Source organism: Nonomuraea sp. N2-4H (assembly GCF_045291505.1).
Lineage (GTDB): Bacteria > Actinomycetota > Actinomycetes > Streptosporangiales > Streptosporangiaceae > Nonomuraea > Nonomuraea fastidiosa.
Genome location: NZ_CP147987.1, coordinates 4,534,146 through 4,552,173, shown reverse-complemented (window position 1 = coordinate 4,552,173; position 18,028 = coordinate 4,534,146). Strand labels below are relative to the sequence as shown.

Below are 18,028 nucleotides of genomic sequence, written 5' to 3'. Positions count from 1 at the left end.
TCACTCCCGCCTCGCGGGCCCGCCGCCGCACGTCCGCGCTCAGCTCGGGGACAGCTCCAGTTCCAGCGCCTCCTGCCGGGCGGCGTCCGCTCCCACGCCGGGCCTGAGCAGCGTCGGTCCCGGCAGACCGGCCAGTGCCTCGCGCCAGGCCCGCAGCGCCCGCTCACCGTCCTGCTCGCGCAGCCAGGCCAGATAGTCCCGGTACGCGGGTGCGGGCTCCGGCAGGGTGCCGCCCGCGTACAGGGTGGCCAGCTCGCGGGCCAGGATCGGCATCGACCAGCCGTCCACCAGGAGGTGGTGCAGGGTCAGCACCAGCTCGCGCAGGCCCACCAGCATGGCGCGCACCAGCGGCGGCCTCGTCACCTCGAACGGGCGCAGCCGGTCCGCCTCCAGCATGCGGTCCAGCTCGGCCTCCGACGGCGGGTCCACCTCCGTCCACGGCAGGCGGACCCGGTGCGGGATGAGCTGGACCGGGCGGTCCAGGCCCTTGTGGCGGAAGCAGGCCCGCAGGTTCGGGTGGCGGCCGAGCAGCGACTCCAGCGCCGCCCGCAGGCGGGCCGGGTCGGCGGGCTCGTCCAGCGCGAACCTGGCCTGCACCACGTACGGGTCGTGGCCGCCGTACAGGGCGTGGAAGAGCAGGCCCTCCTGGGCGGGGGAGAGCGGCAGCACGTCCGCCAGACGGGCGCTCACCACTCGCCGTCCAGGTCGGCCGTGAGCTCGTCGAGCTGGGTCTGGGTCAGCTCGACCAGCGGGAAGTCACCGGCCGCCGGGCCCGCCGCCTCCGCCCGCCCCGCCAGCTCGGTCAGCGCCGACTCGAAGTGGCCCGCGAGGTCCGCGACCTGCTCCTCGGTGAGGGCCTCCGCCGCGTACGACCAGCTCGCCACCAGCTCGCCGGCGCGGGTCAGGGCGTCCAGCTCCACCGCGTACGCCATGGGCGCGTCCTGCATGCCGAGCAGCTCGCCGTCGAACCTGCCCAGGTAGTTGAAGCGCAGGTCGGGGGCGGGGAGCGCGGCCAGTTCCGCTGCGGTGGCGGGGTTGAGGTAGCGGAGCAGGCCATACCCGAGTCCGTTACCCGGCACGGCGCGCAGGCGCTCCTTGGTCCGCTGGAGCGCGTCCGCCGGCGTGCCGGAGGCGTCCAGGGCGATCGGGTACTGGGCGGTGAACCAGCCCACGGTGTTCGAGATGTCCACGTCGTCGGTGAACGGCTCCCGGCCGTGGCCCTCCACCTCCACCAGCACGTCGGTGCCGCCGCGCCACCTGGTCACCGCGATGGCCAGCGCGGTCAGCAGCACCTCGTCCGGGCCGCAGCGGAAGGCGGCGGGCAGGTGCGTGACGGCCTGCTCGGTGAGGCCGGGCGGGAGGACGGAGGTGAACGTCGCCCGCTTCCCCCGGCCCCGCCCGGCCGGCAGGAGGGGAGCGGCGTTCGCGGCGATGTCCTTCCACAGCGGCAGCTCGGCCGCCACCCGTTCCGGGTTGCGGGCCTCCGCCGCGAGCAGCCGCGCCCAGCGGGCGAACGACGTGCCGGGGGCGGCGGGCCGCGCGTCCGGGTCGCGGAGCAGCGCGTCCAGTTCGGAGCCGATGACCCGCCAGGACACCGCGTCCACGGCCAGGTGATGCGCCGTGAGCAGCAGCCGATCCGGCGCCACCCATGCGGCCGTCAGCATCACCCCCCGCTCCGGATCCGGCCGCGTCGCCGCTTGCCGCCCGCTGACGGCCGGGTGGATGAACGGGATGTCCTGGGGCTCGTCCGGGATCTCCAGCTCCCAGGCGGAGTCCGGGCGGCGGAGGAGGCGCATGCGCAGGGCCGCGTGCCGGGCCGCCAGCGTGCGCAGCGCCGTCCTGATGCGGTCGGCGTCGCAGCCGTCCGGCACGGGCACGATCAGCGACTGCGTGAACGACTCCAGCGGCCCGCCGTGCTCGCGCCACCAGTGCATGATCGGCGTGATCGGGAACCTGCCGGCCGGGGAGTCCGCGACCGGCCCGCCCACCGTCCGCGCCAGGGCGGCCAGCGCCGCCGGGGTCCTCGCGGCGAACACCTCGCGCGGCGTCAGCGCGAGCCCCTGGGCGCGGGCCCGGCTCACGAGCTGGATCGCGGTCACGCTGTCGCCGCCCAGCCGGAAGAAGTCGTCGTCCGCGCCCACCTCGGGCACGTCGAGCAGCTCGGCGAACAGCCCGCACAGGACCGACTCCCGCTCGGTCGCCGGCTGACGCGACGCCTCCAAGGCCGGGCCCGGTGCGGGCAGCGCGGTCCGGTCCAGCTTGCCCTGCGGCGTCACGGGCAGCGCGTCCAGCACGACGAACTCGCTCGGCACCATGTGCGCGGGCAGCACCGCCATCGCGTGCGCCAGCACCTCCCCGGTGTCCAGCCCCGCCCGGCCCGGGCCGGCCCCGGCCCCCGGCACCGGCCCGGCCCCCGGCACCGGCCTAGCGCCCGGCACCGGCTCGTTCGGGGCCTGGCCGGTCGCCGCCGGTCGCTGCGCCGGGGGCGTGCCAGGCCGTGCTCGCGTCCCTTCCGGTGGAGACGAGGTAGGCGATGAGGCGGGAGCCGTGGAGGGCGACCGCCGCCTGGGCGACGCCGGGGTGGCGGCAGAGCGCGGCTTCGATCTCGGCGGGTTCGATGCGCAGCCCGCGGACCTTGAGCTGGTCGTCGCTGCGGCCGAGGAAGTGGAGCTGGCCGTCCGGGCGGCGCTGGACGAGGTCGCCGGTGCGGTACATGCGCGTGCCGGGCGCGCCGTACGGGTCGGCGACGAAGCGCTCGGCGGTCAGGCCGGGACGTCCGAGGTAGCCGCGCGCGACCCCGGCACCGGCGACGTACAGCTCGCCGGGCACCCCGACGGGCACCGGACGCAGGCGGGCGTCCAGCACGTACGTGCGGGTCCCGGCGAGCGGCCGCCCGATGGGAGGCAGCGTGCCGTCCGGGGAGAGGGTCGCTGACGGTGGCGGCGACGGTGGTCTCGGTCGGCCCGTACGCGTTCCAGAAGCGCACACCCGCCGCCGTCCACGCCGCCACCAGCTCGGGCGGGCACACGTCCGCCCCGGAGGCCAGCCCGCGCAGGCCGGGGCAGTCACCAGGCGGCACGGTGGCGAGCACCGAGGGCGGCACCAGCGCGAACGTCACCCGCCCGTCCCGCAGCACCCGCGCCAGCTCGCCGCCCACGAGGGGACCGCCGGGCGGGACGACGAGCGTGCCGCCGGAGCCGAACGCCATGCACAGCTCGGCCACCGAGATGTCGAACGTGGCCGGGCCGAGCTGCGGGATCCGGTCGCCGGGTCCCAGCTCGAAGCGGGTGACCAGGGAGTGGGCGAGCGCGGCCAGGCCGGCGTGGGTGACGACGACCCCCTTGGGCCGCCCGGTGGAGCCGGAGGTGTAAATGACGTACGCCGCACTATCCAGCGAAATAGCTGGAAATTTCGTGACCTGCGCGGTGTCGCGCGGCGAGACCCGCTCCGCGTCCAGCTCGGGCAGCACCCCCGGCTCCGCGATCAGCAGCGAGGCCCCCGCGTCCGCCATCATGGACGACAGCCGCTCCGCCGGATGGCCGGGATCGAGCGGCAGGTACGCGCCGCCCGCCCGCTGCACCGCCAGCATCGCCACCACGCGGTCGACCGAGCGTTCCAGCGCGAGCGCCACCACCCGCTCGGGCCCCACGCCGCGCGCGAGCAGCGCCCCGGCCAGCCCGTCGACCCGCGACAGCAGCTCCCGGTACGTCAGCCGCTCGCCGCCGGACTCGACCGCCACCGCCTCGGGCGCGCGCAGGGCCTGCCGCGCCACCAGCTCCGGCAGGTTCGCCCCGGGCGGCGGCGCCTCGCCCGCGCACGCGGGCGGCTCGCGCAGCAGCGCGGCCCGCGACACGGGCTCGTCCGGCGCGGACACCAGCGACTCCAGCAGCACCGTGAAGGAACCGGCCCAGGCCCGCACGACCTCGGGGTCGTAGACGTCGGTACGGACCTCCAGGCTCGCCTCGAACCCGTCGTCACCGTCGCGCACGATCCCGACCAGGTCGTGCTCGCCGCCGGTGTGCACCCGCTCGGGGTCGGTGATCTCGCGCAGCCTGGCCACGCTCTCCTGCTTCGTCAGGTGCATGAACACCCACGAGTACAGCGGCGAGCGCCCGGCCACCCGCTCCGGGTTCACGGCCTGCACGATGCGGCCCACGGGCACGTCGCCGTTCGCCATGATCTGCGGGAACTCGGCGGTGAACCGGGCCAGCAGCTCCGCGAACGTCGTGTCCCGCCCGATCCGCCAGCGGACGGGCAGCGAGTTCATGACATACCCGATGACCCGCTCCAGGCCCCTGGCCGACCTGTTGGCGACGGGGGTTCCGGTGATCAGGTCGGACTCGCCGGTCAGCCGGTGCGCGAACACCGCGAAGGCCGTCATCAGCACCCCGTAGACGGTGGCGCCGCGCTCCCTGGCCAGGCGGCGTACGGCGGCCTCGATGCGCGCGTCGATGCCGAACGCGATCTGCTCGACGCCGAAGGGCCGGCCCGGCGCGGCGGAGCCGACCGCGAGGGGTTTCGGCGGGCCCGCGAGGTAGTCGCGCCACCAGGCGAGCTGGGCGTCGAACACCCCGGCCGCCTCCAGCTCTCGCTGCCAGCCCGCGAAGTCGGCGTACTGGACGGACGGGCGGCCCAGCCGGGGCGCGCCGCCCTCGCGCACGGCGCGGTAGGCGTCGCACAGCTCGTTGTGCAGCACGTCGAACGACCACCAGTCGGTCGCGATGTGGTGCAGCGCGAGCACCAGCGTCGCCCGCGTGTCGTCGACGGTGATGAAGCCGCCCCTGATCAGCGGGCCGCCGTTCAGGTCGAACGTGCGGCGGCTGAAGGCGTGCAGCGCCTCGCGCAGCGTGACGCCCGTGCCGCGCAGGTCGATGCGCTCAAGACGGAACGGCTCCGGCGGCGCGAACGTCACCCGCAGGTCGTCCACGTCCCCGGTGATCCGCATGCGCAGCGTGTCGTGGTGGCGCAGCACGATCGTCAGCGCCGCCTCCAGCTCAGCCGGGTCCACGGGGCTGTCGAAGTGGTACGAGCAGCACAGGTTGAGCGCGGCCGTGTCCGAATACAGCGACTCGAACACCCACAGGTCCTCCTGCGCCGGGCTGAGCCGCACCGGCTGCGCGGGGTCGCGCGGCGGCACCACCTCGGGGATCGCCTCCAGCTTGCCCGCCGCCACCAGCCGCCGCAGCAGCTCGACGCGGCGCTCCCCGCTGAGCGCGGCGAACCGCTCACTTGCGCTCTTGCCCGCCGTCCGCTTGACGGCGGGTCCTGCCCCCGTCCGGGTCCCGATCCCGGGCACGGTCCCAGGTACGGCCCCAGGTACGGTCTCAGTCACAGTCCCTCCCGCAGGTCGGCGAGGCGTTCCAGGCCGGCGAGCACCTCGTCGCGGCCGAGCCCGAAGTCGACGAAGCAGGCCACCTCGTCGCAGCCCAGCTCGGCGAGGTCCGCCAGGCTCATGCGGCACGTCTCCGGCGAGCCGATGAGGCCGCCCCAGGCCAGGTAGCGGCGGAAGGCGAAGTCGGTGAGCGCCGTGAGCTGCGCCTCGCTCAGCGCGGCCGCCCCGCCGTCCGGGCCGCCCTTGTTCGCGGCCGTCTGGGCCACGTACGACCGCAGGTACGCCTTCAGCGGCCCGGCCGCGCGCTCCCGCGCCTCCTCGTCCGATGCGGCCACGTAGGTGTGCGCCATGAGCGTCACCGTGCCTCTGGGCGGGGCGCCCGGCCGGCCGGGCGCCGCGTCGTAGGCGTCGCGATAGGAGGCGATCTTCCCGGCCAGCTCCTCGCGGGTCTGGCCGATGGTCGCGCCGAGGATGTTCGTACGCATCCGTCCGGCCGCCTCCCACGTGCTCGGGCTGCCCGATGTGGTGGTCCACAGCGGCAGGCTCGCCGAGTACGGCCTGGGCTGCGGCGTCACCTGAACCCGTCCGCCGGTCCCGTCGGTGAACTCGGCGGGTTCGCCCGCCCACAGCCGCCGCAGCAGCTCCAGGTCGCGGAAGGCGCGCTCCCTGCGGTCCTCGTACGCCTCAGGAGCCAGCACGAAGTCCCGCGAATGCCAGCCCGTCGCCACCGACAGGCCGACCCGGCCGCGCGACAGGTTGTCCACGACCGCCCAGTCCTCAGCCACCCGCAGCGGGTGGTGCAGCGGCAGCACCAGGCTGCCGGCGCGCAGGTGGATGCGTTCTGTGACGGTGGCGAGCGCGGCGCTGAGCAGGGCCGGGTTCGGGAACACCTGCCCGACCTGCTGGAAGTGCCGCTCAGGCGTCCACAGTGCGGTGAAGCCGAGCCGGTCGGCGGCCCGGGCGATGGCCAGGATGTCGTCGTACTTGGCGGCGTGTCCGCCGGTGCCGCCGGCGTCGGCCGGGTCGGCGCCGAAGAACATCACGCTGAGGTCCATGGACGTGCTCCTCACGGGCGCCCGCGACACGGGCTGCCTCAGTTGGTGCGGGTACGCGGGGTCCTGGGCAGTCGGGTGATGGCGGGTTCCGCCCTGGCCGGTGTCCGCGCCAGCAGGGCGGCCAGGGCGGCGACGGTGGGGGCCTCGAACAGGTGGGCGGCCGTGGCGGGCAGGCCCTGGGCGGACAGGCGGGCGGCGACGCGTACGGCACTCAGCGAGTTGCCGCCGAGCGCGAAGAACCCGTCGTCGGGCCCGACCCGCGCGACCCCCAGCACCTCGGCCCAGACAGCGGCCACCACCCGCTCGATCTCGGAGGCGTCCCGCCCGGGCGGCGGTGCCGCGCGCTTCCCGCCGTCCCGCCCGGGTCGCGGTACCGCGGGCTCCCCGCCGTCCCGCCCGGGTCGCGGTACCGCGGGCTCCCCGCCAGCCAGCCCGGGTCGCGGTACCGCGGGCTCCCCACCGGCCGGACGCGCCGGGCGGACGGGCGGCGGCGGCACGCCGATCCCCGAGACGGGAGCGTCAGGGGCGGCGCACATGCCGTCGAGCACCAGGACGAACGCCTCGGCCAGCCACTCCATCACGGCCCGCTCGAAGGCGTCGGCGCGGTACTCGACCGTCACCGCGATCCCGTCGGGCGCGCCATCCGCCGTGTAGGTGTCGGTGACGTCCACCAGCAGCTCGAACCTGGCCGCGCCCGTCCTGACGACCTCGACCCGCGCCTCCACGCCGGGCAGCGCCAGCTCGGCCCGCGCGTTGTTCTGCAGCGCGAGCACGACGTCCACGAGCGGCGGCAGTCCTGGCCGCCGGGCCGGGTTCAGCTCCTGCACGACCCGCTCGAACGGCGCCTCCTGGTGCGAGAACGCCTCCAGGTCGGTCTCCCGCACCCGGGCGATCAGCTCCTCGGCCGTCGGATCCCCCGACACGTCGGTACGGAGCACGAGCAGGTTGACGAAGAACCCCACGAGGTCGTCCACGGGCCCGGTCGACCGCCCGGCCACCGGCGCACCGATCGGCAGGTCCTCGCCCGCGCCCGCCCGCCGCAGCACCTCGGCCAGCCCGGCCTGAAGCACCATGAACAGCGTGGCGCCCTGTCGCCGGCCCAGCTCGGCGAGCCGCGCGTGCAGGCCGGCGTCGATATGCCGGACGACGGTCTGCGCCGCCCCGCCGAAAGCGGAGGAAGCGGCGGGTGAATCGGTGCCGGAAAGGGACGGGGAACCGGCCCCGGGAATTCCGGCGCCGGTGGCCGCGGAATCGGCGGGGGATCCGTTGGCGGAAACGCCGGGAAAAGCGCCGGCGGAAACAGCGGGGGAGCCGTCGGAGGAAACACCGGCGGAACCTGCAACGGAAACCCCGGGGGAACCCGCGCTGGAAACGCCGGGCGAGTCCGTAGGGGAAACACCTCGCGAGTCCGCAACGGAAATGCCGGAGGAGCCCGTAACGGAAGCGGCGGACGTGCCGATGCGGGGCAGCGTGAGCCGTTCCGGCAGCCCTTTCAGCGCCTTTCTCCAGTACGCCAGCTCATCGCCTGCGATGGCGGCCACGCGGTCGCGGTGCAGGACGGCGTACTCGGCGTACGTGATCGGCAGCGGCGGCCAGGTCACGGGCATGCCGTCGAGCCGCGCCCGGTAGGCGCGCGACAGATCCCGCATGAGCGGCGGCAGCGACCAGCCGTCGGTCGCGATGTGGTGCATGACCAGCAGCAGCGCCGACGACTCCGGCCCCGTGACGAACAGCACCGCGTGGATCGGCAGTTCGGCTTCCAGGTCGAAGCGGTGCCGCGCCGCCTCGGCCACGCGCGCGTCCAGCTCGTCCTCGGTCACCTCGACGACCTCGAACCCGGGCCGCGCCTCGGCCACGGGCAGCACCCGCTGGGCGGGCTCGCCGTCGTGGACGGTGAAGACCGTGCGCAGCGGCTCATGCCTGGCCACCACGTCCGCCAGCGCCCCGCCCAGCGCGCCGGCGTCCACGGGGCCGCGCAGGCGGACGAGCATCGGCATGTTGTAGGCGACGCCCGCGTCCACCTGATCGAGGAACCACAGCCTGCGCTGCGCCGCCGACAAGGGAGACGTATCCCCGGCCGCCCTGGAGTGCTGAGCCTCAGGCCGCGGGGAGGAAGCGGCAGGCACACCGCCGCCGGGCCCGGGACGTTCGCCGACGTGGCGGGCGACGGCCGCGACCGTGGGCGTCTCGAACAGCGTCCTGACGCCGACCTCCACGCCCAGCACGGCGTGGATCCTGCTGAGCAGCCGCGCCACCATCAGGGAGTCGCCGCCCAGGTCGAAGAAGTCGTCGTGCACGCCGACCCCGGGCACCTTCAGCACCTCGGCGAACAGCTCGCACAGCGTCTTCTCGATCTCGTCACGCGGCTCGTCGCGAGGTCCGGCGGACGCCTCAGAGGGCTCGCCGTAGACGGGCGCGGGCAGGGCGGCGCGGTCGAGCTTGCCGGTGGCGCTCAGCGGGAGCGCCTCCAGCGTCACGAACGCCGCAGGCACCATGAACTCCGGCAGCACCGCCGCGACGTGAGCGCGCAGCACACCGGGATCGACGGGGCAGCCCGACCGGTCGCGCGGCACCACGTACGCGACCAGCCGGCGGTCACCCGGCACGTCCTCCCTGGCCACCACGCAGGCCCGCCCGACCGACGGGTGGCCGGACAGCACCGACTCCACCTCGGCCGGCTCGATGCGGAACCCGCGCACCTTCACCTGGTCGTCGGCCCGGCCCACGTATTCGAGCACGCCGTCAGGGCGCCGCCGCACCAGGTCGCCGGTGCGGTACATGCGGCCGCCCGGCGGGCCGTACGGGTCGGCCACGAAACGCTCGGCGGTCGCGCCGGGACGGCCGAGGTAGCCGGTCGCCAGACCGTCGCCCGCCGCGTACAGCTCGCCCACCTGACCGTCGGGGACCGGCCGCAGCCGCGCGTCCAGCACCCGCACGTGCTTGCCGCGCAGCGGCGTGCCGATCGGCACGGGGCCGTCCACGGCGGTCACGGGATGCGTGGTCAGGAAGATCATGCCTTCGACCGGGCCGTAGCCGTTGCGCAGGCGCAGCCCCGGATGCAGGGCGAGGGCCCGGCCGACGTGCGCGGGGGAGAGCGCTTCGCCGCCGACGATCAGGTGGCGCAGCCCGGCCAGCGCGTCCGGGCACTCGTCCACGATCACGTTGAACAGGCTGCTCGACAGGTACATGCTGCTCACGCCGTGCTTGGCGATCAGGCGGCCGAGCACGAGCGGGTCGGGACGCGCGCCCGGATAGAGCACGCAGGTGCCGCCCGACAGCAGCGGGCCCCACAGCTCCAGCACGAACGCGTCCCACGACGTCGGCGAGCACTGCAGCCACACGGCGTCGAACGGCGCGTACTCCTGGCCGGTGACCGTGGCCGTGATCGCCCGGTGCGGCGCGGCCACGCCCTTGGGACGGCCGGTGGAGCCGGAGGTGAACATCACGCACGCGATCCCGTCGTGCCGGGCGGGATCGGACCGGCGCTCCAGCCCTTCCGGGGAGAGCACCGCCGACACGCCGGCGTCGTCCGCCATGACGCGCAGCCGCTCCTCGGGGAACGCCGGATCCAGCACCACGTACCCGGCTCCGGCCTTCAGCACCGCGAGCAGCGCGACCACCAGCTCGACGCCGCGCTCCATGCGCACGCCGACCAGGCTCCCTGCGGGGACGCCCAGCCCGGCCGCGCGCGCCGTGGCCCGCGCGTCCAGCTCGGCGTAGGTGAGCCGCTCCGCCCCGCAGACCAGCGCGACCCGCTCGGGGGTACGCGCCACCTGCGCCGCGAACGCCTCATGCACCAATGGTTCGGGCACGCTCATGGTCAGGCCCGGATGAGGCTCGCCGGGCGCATGTCCGTCCAGTGTGTCGCGATGTGCTCCAGGGCCGCGGCGCGCGCGGCGGGGCCGAAGGTCGTGCGCCAGCCCGCGGGCACGTCGATGTCCGCCGGCCACAGCGAGTGCTGGTTCTCGTCGTTGACCAGCACCAGGTAGGAGCCGTTCTCGTCCTCGAAGGGGTTGGTGGTCATGTCAGCCTCCCGCGGGTTGCTTCTCGAGGTCGGGCGTGAGCACGTCGATGTGGCGTACGGCACGCTGGGCCAGCCCCCACAGGGCGGCGGCGGCGCCCAGCAGCCCGGCGATGAGCAGCATGGCCGCCATGCCGCTGCCAGGGCCGGTGCCGATGAGCGGCGCGAGCAGGCCGGGCACGCCGGTGCCGGCCGCCGCCTGGGGTTCGAAGACGTGGTCGGCGAGCGGCCCTGAGAAGGCCATCGCGACCGGAGAGGAGATCTGCGAGACGAACATGACGGCCCCGAACACCCGTCCCTGCCGTTCCTCCGGCACCTTGGTCTGGATGATCGACTGCATGGAGCCGTTCACGATGGGCATGATCATCGCGCCCACGAGGATGGCCGCCGTCCACGCGACGACGCCCTGGACGACGGACATGACGATCTGCGCGCTCAGGCACATGCCGACGACGCCGAGCATCATGCCGCGCACCCGGTTCTTCGGCCCGCCCCAGGCGGCCAGCAGCAGGCCGCCGGCGATGCCGCCGGCGCCGATCCCCGCGTTCACGCTGGCGAGGACGGACACGTCGCTGCCGGTCCTGGCCAGGATCATCGGCTGCACGACGGCGAAGCCGAACACCATGACCAGGTTGACGGTGAAGAACACGAGGATCAGGCCGCGCAGGCTGGGCTGGGCGAACAGGTAGCGCAGCCCCTCCAGCGAGTCGGCGCCGAGCCGCTTGCGGGCCCCGCTCTCGCCCGCCCGGTCGCCGTCCAGGCGGACCAGGCGGATGGTGGCCAGCGCGACCGCGAAGCTGATCAGGTCGATCACGAGCACGGCGCCGAGCCCGCCGGTCACCACGAGCAGCCCCGCCAGGGCGGGGCCGCCGACGTCGGCGACGCTCTTGGCGGTGGCGAGCAGCCCGTTGGCGCGCTGGAGCTGCTCCTTGCCGACCAGCATCGGCACGGCCGACGACAGCGCGGGGAACTGGAAGGCGGCGCACGCCCCGAGCAGCGCGACGGTCACGTAGACCTGCCAGAGGTGCAGGTCACCGAGGAAGTACACGGCCGCCATGGCGCCGACCGCGACGAGGCCGCCGAGGTCGGCGAGTTGCAGCGCGGTGCGCTTGCGGCAGCGGTCCACGAGGGCCCCGGCGGTCGGGCTGAGCAGCATCTGCGGCAGCAGCGCGCACAGCGAAAGCGCCACCACCTGCGTGGCCTGGTGATCGACCGTCCACGCCTGGATCACCAGGGAGAAACGGAGAACGGAATTACCGATGAGGGTGACGACCTGGCCACACCACACCAGGCCGAAACGGCCCATTCCAGAAAATCGCTGGAGAAATCGGTTTTGGAGGGACGAGGGAGGTTGACCCATGCTGCCCGAGGCCCTTCTGGTGAAAGGAACCTGTGAGAGGCCAATTTGTCCTCGGCCGTCTCACTTGTACCATCACACACAGTTTGGCACCGGGCAATAAGCGGTTTGTGGTCTGGTAATTACTTCCCGTCAAGAAACGAGGTCAGCCAGCCTTAACGCTTCTTCCGCCACTTTGTGACGCAGGGTGCGGATGCCTTCACGCCCGCGTACCGGGTGCACGAAGTTCGTCAGCAGCACCACGGTGAGACGGCGGTCCGGATCGACCACCAGCGACGTGCCGGTGAAGCCCGAGTGGCCGTAGGCGTCCTTCAGCGGGCCGACGATGCCGGGATCGCCGATGCGCACGCCCAGCCCGTGGCGGAACGGCGCGTCTTCGACGCCCTGGTCCCGGGTCATCTCGGCCACGGTCGCCGCGCTCAGCACGGGCCCGCCGCCGAGCCGCAGCGCCTCGCCGAAGGCCAGCAGGTCGTCGGCGGGGGCGAACAGGCCCGCGTGCCCGGCCACGCCGCCCAGCGCGTACGCGGTCTCGTCGTGCACCTCGCCCCGCACGCACCCCGGCCCGGGGCGCTCGGCCTTCCACTCGGTCGCGGCCACCCGATCGAGCAGCTCGGGGCCCGGCCGGTAACCGGTGCAGGACAGCTTCAGCGGGCCGGTGACGCGCTCGCGTACGAGCACCTCCAGCGGCGCCCCTCCGGCCAGCTCCGCCAGATGGCCCGCCATCACCATGCCGACGTCGCTGTAGAGATAGGGGCCGCCCACCGGGTGGGCGGGCGGCGTGGCGACCATGGCGGCCAGGCGCTCGGCGGGACCGGCCTCCGGCAGCTCCCTGTCGATGCGCCGGCTCGCGGGCAGGCCCGCCGTGTGGGTGAGCAGGTGGCGCGGCGTGATGCGCGGGTCGGCGGCGGGCAGGCGCCCGGTCACCGGCTCGTCGAGGTCCAGTCTGCCCTCCTCGGCCAGCGAGAGCAGCACGACGGTGGTGAACAGCTTGCTGACGGAGGCAAGGTCGAAGATCGAGTCGCGCCGTGCCCGCGGGCGGTCCGCGGCGAGCGTGCCGTCCGCGCCGGCGTACCTGACCAGCTCGCCGGCCGCCGCCGCGGCCGCCACGGAGCCGTCCACGGCGATCAGCGCCACCGCGGCGGGGCACACCTCGGGCACCGCGGCCGCCAGGATCTCCTCCAGCCGGTCCGACATCCCCGTACTCCTCCTCTTCATCCGGCACCAAGACGTCCACCACACGCCGTAAACCACGCGGCCCGCCGTGCGCAAGCCCTCCCGCGCGTCCGGTGTTCGCGCGGCACCCCGGCCGGACCGCCCGGTTCAGCCGCTGAGCGCGTCGCTGAGCCGCTCGCCGTGCGAGCGCAGCAGCTCCCTGGCCGCCTCGGCGTCGAGCCCGTGCCGGATCATCAGCACCGCGATCTTCGCCTGGCCGCCGGCCGCGTCCAGGGCCGCCTCCGCCGTCGCGTGGTCGGCCCCGGTGATGTCGCTGACGATGCGCAGCGCCCGCCCGGCGAGCTTGCTGTTCATCGCCGACATCTCGATCATCTTGTTCCCGTACGTCCGGCCCAGCTTGACCATCGTGATCGTGGAGATCATGTTGAGCACGAGCTTCTGGGCCGTGCCCGCCTTCAGCCGGGTCGAACCGGTCACCACCTCGGGGCCCACCACCACTTCGATGGCGTGCTCGGCGGCCGCCGACAGCGGGGCGTCGTCGTTGCACGACAGCGCCACGGTCAGCGCGCCGCGATCTCGCGCCTCCGCCAGCGCGCCCAGCACGAAGGGAGCCCGCCCGCTGGCGGACACGCCCACCACCGAGTCGAGCGGTCCCACCTCCAGGTCCTTCAGCGCGGCGGCGCCGGCCTCGGCGTCGTCCTCGGCACCTTCAACGGAACGGGTCAGCGCCTCCGGCCCGCCCGCGATGATGCCCTGCACCATCGACGGGTCGGTGCCGAACGTCGGCGGGCACTCGCTGGCGTCGAGCACGGCCAGCCGCCCCGACGTGCCCGCGCCCACGTAGAGCAGCCGGCCACCCTCGTTCATCCTCGCGGCGATGGCGTCGATCGCCTCCGAGATCGCCGGCAGCGCCAGCGCCACCGCGGCGGGCACGGCGGCGTCCGCCTGGTTCATCAGCCGGGCGATCTGCAGGGTCGGCAGCCGGTCGATCTGGGCGTAACGGGGGTCGCTCTGCTCGGTGGACGCCTCTGATAGCGGATCAATCATGTCGCTAATTTCCACCCTCTACTTCTCTCTTGTAAATATCTTTCAGACAATGGGTTCATGCCACACGTGAGAACAGGAGCCGAACGGCTGGCCGCGGATCCCGCCCTGGCGGGCGGTACGCGCCTCGGCCTGATCACCAACCCGACCGGCGTCCTGCCCGATCTGACCCCCACCCCCGACGCCCTGCTGGCCGCAGGGCTCAAGCTCACCGCGCTCTTCGGTCCCGAGCACGGCATGCGCGGCACCGCGCAGGCCGCCGGCAGCGAGGCCGACGGCGTGGACGAGCGGACCGGCCTGCCGGTCTACGACACGCACAAGCGCTCCGGCGCGCCCCTGGACGAGGTGGTGGCCGCCTCCGGGGTGGACACGCTCGTCTTCGACATCGCCGACGTGGGCGCCCGCTTCTACACCTACGTGTGGACCATGTACGACCTCATGGCCTCCGCCGCCCGGCTCGGCCTGCGCTTCGTGGTGCTCGACCGCCCCAACCCGCTCGGCGGCGCCGTGGAGGAGGGACCGCTGCTCGACCCGGCGTTCGCGAGCTTCGTCGGCCGCTTCCCGCTGCCGCTGCGGCACGGCAGGACGGAGGGGGAGCTGGCCGGGATGTTCGGCTTCGACCTGGACCTGACCGTGGTCACGATGGAGGGCTGGCGGCGGGAGATGAGCTACGCCGACACCGGCCTGCCCTGGGTCATGCCCTCGGTCAACATGCCGACCCTCGACACCGCGCTGGTCTACCCGGGCACCGGGCTCTTCGAGGGCACGAACTTCTCCGAGGGGCGCGGCACCACCCGGCCGTTCGAGCTGATCGGCGCGCCCTACGCCGACGCGCGCTTCGCGCCGGCGCTCAACGAGCTGGGCCTGCCGGGGGTGCGGTTCAGGGAGGCGTGGTTCACGCCGACGTTCCACAAGCACGCCGGCGTCCCCGTACGGGGGGTTCAGCTCCACGTGCACGACCCCGCCGCCTTCCGCCCCGTGCTGACCGGCCTGTCGATGCTGCACGTGGCCCGCACCCTCTACCCGGACGAGCTGAAGTGGGCGGGGCCCGAGCTGTTCCTGGACCACCTGTGGGGGTCCGACTCCCTCAAGAAGTGCCTGGAGGCCGGGGAGGACCCGCGGGCGCTGTGCCCGCCGCCGGCCCGCCCGAGGGAGGACTTCTGTACTGACCGGCTCATCACGCCAGATCGCGCCGGTAGAGCCAGAAGACGCGTTCGGCTCGCGCGCCCACGGCGCGCGAGTAGAACCGCAACGGCCCCACCCAGCCGATCTGGGCGTGGTCCTGCCCGGCGGCCCGCTGCTCCGCCAGGCACCTGCGCAGCAGCACCCGCCCGAGGCCGAGGCCCCGGGCGTCGGGCGCGGTGCCCATGGGGCCGAACCAGGCCGGCCGCGCACCCCACGCGGCGAAGCCGAGCACCCGGCCATCGCGCTCGGCGTAGTGCAGCCCGGCCGCGTTGACCGCCTCCCAGGCCCATCGATCGTTCCACTGCTCCTCGACGAAGGCCGCCACCCGCTCCCGGCCGGCCGCGCGTCACCGGGACCGCCGAGCCCGTGCACCGAGACGCCCGCGCGCTTGAGCCGCGCGAGGTCGTCCTCGACGCCCAGGTCGGCGTGGCGCAGGTCGGCGGTCATGTTCCAGGCCACCTGGTAGCGCTCGTAGCCGAGGCTCTCGGCCAGGCACGCGGCGGCGGTGTAGCGCACGTCGATGCCCGGCCAGGCGTAGCACGGCGGGTTCCCGGCGAAGCGGGCCTCGCGGGCCCCCTGCCCGCGCAGCCACTCCTCGGCCGCGCGCACCAGCGCGCGCCCGCGCCCCGCGCCCTGCGCCGAGGGGTGCACGGCCAGCAGATCGACGTGCCCGACCGCGGGGTCCACGGTGTTGACCGAGGCCATCACCACGCCGCCGTCCACGGCCAGCGCCGTCCAGCGCCGCTCCGCAGGGGGCCGCGACAGGCTGCCCACCAGGGCGGCGGCCTCGCCGGCGTCGAGCGTCAGCGCGGCCTGCGCCACCCGCGCGGCCTCGCCCGGGTCGAATTCCCGCACCGAGTGCGCCATCACACCTCGCTCATCGGGCGCGCGATCACGCTGCGGCGCTCGGGGTAGAAGCAGGCGTGCTCCTGCGGGACGCCCTCGGTGCGCCCCAGCACCGGCCGCTCGGACATGCAGCGGTCGGTGCGGAACGGGCAGCGCCGGGCGAACAGGCAGCCCTCGTCGGGCCGGCTCTCGTCCAGCGACTCCAGCGGCACCACGGGCTGCTCGCCCGGCTGCTCGAGCCCGTGCAGCACCGGGATGGCCGACAGCAGCGACTGCGTGTACGGGTGCACGGGGTCGGCGATGACCGTGTCCACCGCGCCGCGCTCGACGACCTGGCCCCGGTAGATGACGTACAGCTCGCCGTCGTCGCCGATGTAGCGGGCGGTGGCCACGTCGTGCGTGATGAACAGCACGCTCACGCCGAGCCGCTCGCGCAGGTCCTTCAGCAGCGCCAGGATGCCCAGCCGCAGCGAGACGTCGATCATCGAGACGGCCTCGTCGGCGACCAGCATCTCCGGGTCCACGGTCAGCGCGCGGGCGATGACCACGCGCTGGCGCATGCCGCCGGAGAGCTGGTGCGGGTAACGCGCCAGCACCGTGCCGGGGTCGAGGCCGACCAGCGACAGCACCTCGGCCGCCCGCTCCTCGATCCACGCCCGCGACCTGCCGGTCTGCTTGGCCCGCAGGCTGAGCGGCGCATGCAGCGTCTGGTGGATGGTCCTGGTCGGGTTCAGGGCCGAGTACGGGTCCTGATGGATCATCTGGATCTTGCGGAAGTGCGGCTGGCGCTGCTTGGGCTTCAGGCTCGACATCGGCACGCCGTCGATCTCGATCTCGCCCGCGTCGTACGACTCCAGCCCGGCGATGATCCGCCCCAGCGTGGTCTTGCCGCACCCGGACTCGCCGATGAACGAGGCCGCGCCGCCCTTGGGGATCGCGAAGTCCACGCCCCGCAGCGCCTGCACCTCGCGGGCGCCGAGCACCTTGCCCCGCTGCTTGAACGTCTTGACGACGCCGGTTCCGGTGATCATGCGTGCTCCTTCACGGTCACGGCGTGGCAGGCCACGGTGCGCGAGCCGTCCGCGACGGCCTGCGGGTCCTCGGTCTCGCACACGTCCATGCGCAGCGCGCAGCGCTCCCTGAAGACGCAGCCCTGCTGGGGCACGGTCGCCAGCGTGGGCGGCCGGCCGGGCAGCGCCTGGGCCTCGGAGATGTCGCCGACGAGCCGCGGGATCGCCTTGATCAGGCCGCGCGTGTACGGGTGGCGGGGCGCGCCCAGCACCTCCGTGGTGGGGCCCTGCTCGACGATGCGGCCGCCGTACATGACGGCGAGCCGGTCGGCCACCTCGGCGACCACGCCGATGTCGTGCGTGATGACCAGCGTGGTCAGGCCGCGCTCGGCGTGCACCTCGCGGACGATCTTCAGGATGTTCGCCTGGGTGATCATGTCGAGCGCGGTCGTCGGCTCGTCCAGGACCACCAGGTGGGCGTTGAGCACCAGCGCCAGCATGATGCCGACCCGCTGGCGCATGCCGCCGGACAGCTCGTGCTGGTGCGAGTCGAGCACGCGGGCGCCGTCCAGGCCCATCCTGGCCAGCAGCTCCTTGGCCTCGCGCACCAGCCCGCGCAGGTCGTCCACGCCGTGCGAGCGGCCCAGGTCGAGCAGCTGCTTGCCGACCGTCTTGAGCGGGTTGAGAGAGTTCTGGGCCGCCTGGAAGACGTAGCCGATGTGCTTGCCGCGCGCCTTGCGCAGCTGCTCGCCCGACAGCGCGGCCACATCGCCCAGCCCGTCGATCTCGACGGTGCCCGCCGCGATCCTGCCGGGCGGCTGCACGGCGTTGAGCAGCGACAGCGCGAGCGTGGACTTGCCCGAGCCGGACTCGCCGACGATGCCGGTGATCGAACCCGGCTCCAGGGTCAGGCTGACGTCCCTGACGGCGGGCAGCTCGCCCGCGGGGGTCTTGTAGACGACCGTCAGGCCGCCGATGCGCACTCCTGGCGCCTTGTTGCTCACC

The 18,028-nt window shown here is 74.1% G+C and carries 11 protein-coding genes and 3 pseudogenes; 1 reads left to right on the top strand and 13 read right to left on the bottom strand.

What is annotated here, in order from left to right:
• Window positions 1–39 precede the first annotated feature (39 nt).
• The 9 genes and pseudogenes from WBK31_RS21005 to murQ form a co-directional block, all read right to left on the bottom strand.
• Window positions 40–690: a condensation domain-containing protein gene (locus WBK31_RS21005; RefSeq protein WP_406673003.1), complete on the bottom strand. Its 651-nt coding sequence runs from the start codon at window positions 688–690 to the stop codon at window positions 40–42.
• The gene (locus WBK31_RS21000) at window positions 687–2,351 is read right to left on the bottom strand and encodes a condensation domain-containing protein (RefSeq protein WP_406675515.1); all 1,665 of its coding nucleotides are present in this window, start codon (window positions 2,349–2,351) and stop codon (window positions 687–689) included. Before WBK31_RS21000 ends, WBK31_RS21005 begins: the two co-directional genes overlap by 4 nt.
• A gap of 73 nt (window positions 2,352–2,424) precedes the next feature.
• A pseudogene (locus WBK31_RS20995) lies at window positions 2,425–5,110 on the bottom strand (non-ribosomal peptide synthetase).
• A gap of 218 nt (window positions 5,111–5,328) precedes the next feature.
• Window positions 5,329–6,387 (bottom strand): MupA/Atu3671 family FMN-dependent luciferase-like monooxygenase, encoded by a 1,059-nt coding sequence (locus tag WBK31_RS20990; RefSeq protein WP_406673002.1) that lies wholly within the window; start codon window positions 6,385–6,387, stop codon window positions 5,329–5,331.
• A gap of 38 nt (window positions 6,388–6,425) precedes the next feature.
• Window positions 6,426–10,199, bottom strand: a complete 3,774-nt coding sequence (locus WBK31_RS20985; protein ID WP_406673001.1) for an AMP-binding protein — start codon at window positions 10,197–10,199, stop codon at window positions 6,426–6,428.
• Between the two features lie 8 nt (window positions 10,200–10,207).
• Window positions 10,208–10,411, bottom strand: a complete 204-nt coding sequence (locus WBK31_RS20980; RefSeq protein WP_406673000.1) for an MbtH family protein — start codon at window positions 10,409–10,411, stop codon at window positions 10,208–10,210.
• Between the two features lies 1 nt (window position 10,412).
• Window positions 10,413–11,714, bottom strand: coding sequence for an MFS transporter (locus WBK31_RS20975; protein WP_364054223.1), 1,302 nt, complete (start codon window positions 11,712–11,714; stop codon window positions 10,413–10,415).
• A 183-nt stretch (window positions 11,715–11,897) separates the two neighbouring features.
• Complete coding sequence (locus tag WBK31_RS20970) at window positions 11,898–12,959, bottom strand: serine hydrolase domain-containing protein (protein ID WP_364054220.1); 1,062 nt, start codon at window positions 12,957–12,959, stop codon at window positions 11,898–11,900.
• Between the two features lie 126 nt (window positions 12,960–13,085).
• Window positions 13,086–13,985, bottom strand: coding sequence for an N-acetylmuramic acid 6-phosphate etherase (gene murQ / locus WBK31_RS20965; RefSeq protein ID WP_364054217.1), 900 nt, complete (start codon window positions 13,983–13,985; stop codon window positions 13,086–13,088).
• A 57-nt stretch (window positions 13,986–14,042) separates the two neighbouring features.
• On the opposite strand from murQ, the pseudogene WBK31_RS20960 reads away from it, so the two are divergent.
• A pseudogene (locus WBK31_RS20960) lies at window positions 14,043–15,098 on the top strand (exo-beta-N-acetylmuramidase NamZ domain-containing protein); the annotation flags it as partial.
• A 61-nt stretch (window positions 15,099–15,159) separates the two neighbouring features.
• Here the strand turns inward: WBK31_RS20960 and WBK31_RS20955 are convergent.
• The 4 genes and pseudogenes from WBK31_RS20955 to WBK31_RS20940 all read right to left on the bottom strand — a co-directional run bounded on the left by WBK31_RS20955 (window position 15,160) and on the right by WBK31_RS20940 (window position 18,027).
• Entirely contained in the window at window positions 15,160–15,492 is a 333-nt protein-coding gene (locus tag WBK31_RS20955; RefSeq protein WP_406672999.1) for a GNAT family N-acetyltransferase, read from the bottom strand.
• Window positions 15,493–15,695: 203 nt separating this feature from the next.
• A pseudogene (locus tag WBK31_RS20950) lies at window positions 15,696–15,872 on the bottom strand (GNAT family N-acetyltransferase); the annotation flags it as partial.
• A 161-nt stretch (window positions 15,873–16,033) separates the two neighbouring features.
• Complete coding sequence (locus WBK31_RS20945; RefSeq protein ID WP_378787951.1) at window positions 16,034–17,044, bottom strand: ABC transporter ATP-binding protein; 1,011 nt, start codon at window positions 17,042–17,044, stop codon at window positions 16,034–16,036.
• Window positions 17,041–18,027, bottom strand: coding sequence for an ABC transporter ATP-binding protein (locus WBK31_RS20940; RefSeq protein ID WP_364054205.1), 987 nt, complete (start codon window positions 18,025–18,027; stop codon window positions 17,041–17,043). Before WBK31_RS20940 ends, WBK31_RS20945 begins: the two co-directional genes overlap by 4 nt.
• Between the last annotated feature and the right edge of the window lies 1 nt (window position 18,028).

Bases quoted from the DNA above. Each gene is read 5' to 3' on its own strand.
- WBK31_RS20990 (WP_406673002.1), bottom strand. From the start codon at position 6,387: ATGGACCTCAGCGTGATGTTCTTCGGCGCCGACCCGGCCGACGCCGGC.
- WBK31_RS20980 (WP_406673000.1), bottom strand. From the start codon at position 10,411: ATGACCACCAACCCCTTCGAGGACGAGAACGGCTCCTACCTGGTGCTG.
- WBK31_RS20975 (WP_364054223.1), bottom strand. From the start codon at position 11,714: ATGGGCCGTTTCGGCCTGGTGTGGTGTGGCCAGGTCGTCACCCTCATC.
- WBK31_RS20970 (WP_364054220.1), bottom strand. From the start codon at position 12,959: ATGTCGGACCGGCTGGAGGAGATCCTGGCGGCCGCGGTGCCCGAGGTG.
- murQ (WP_364054217.1), bottom strand. From the start codon at position 13,985: ATGATTGATCCGCTATCAGAGGCGTCCACCGAGCAGAGCGACCCCCGT.
- WBK31_RS20945 (WP_378787951.1), bottom strand. From the start codon at position 17,044: ATGATCACCGGAACCGGCGTCGTCAAGACGTTCAAGCAGCGGGGCAAG.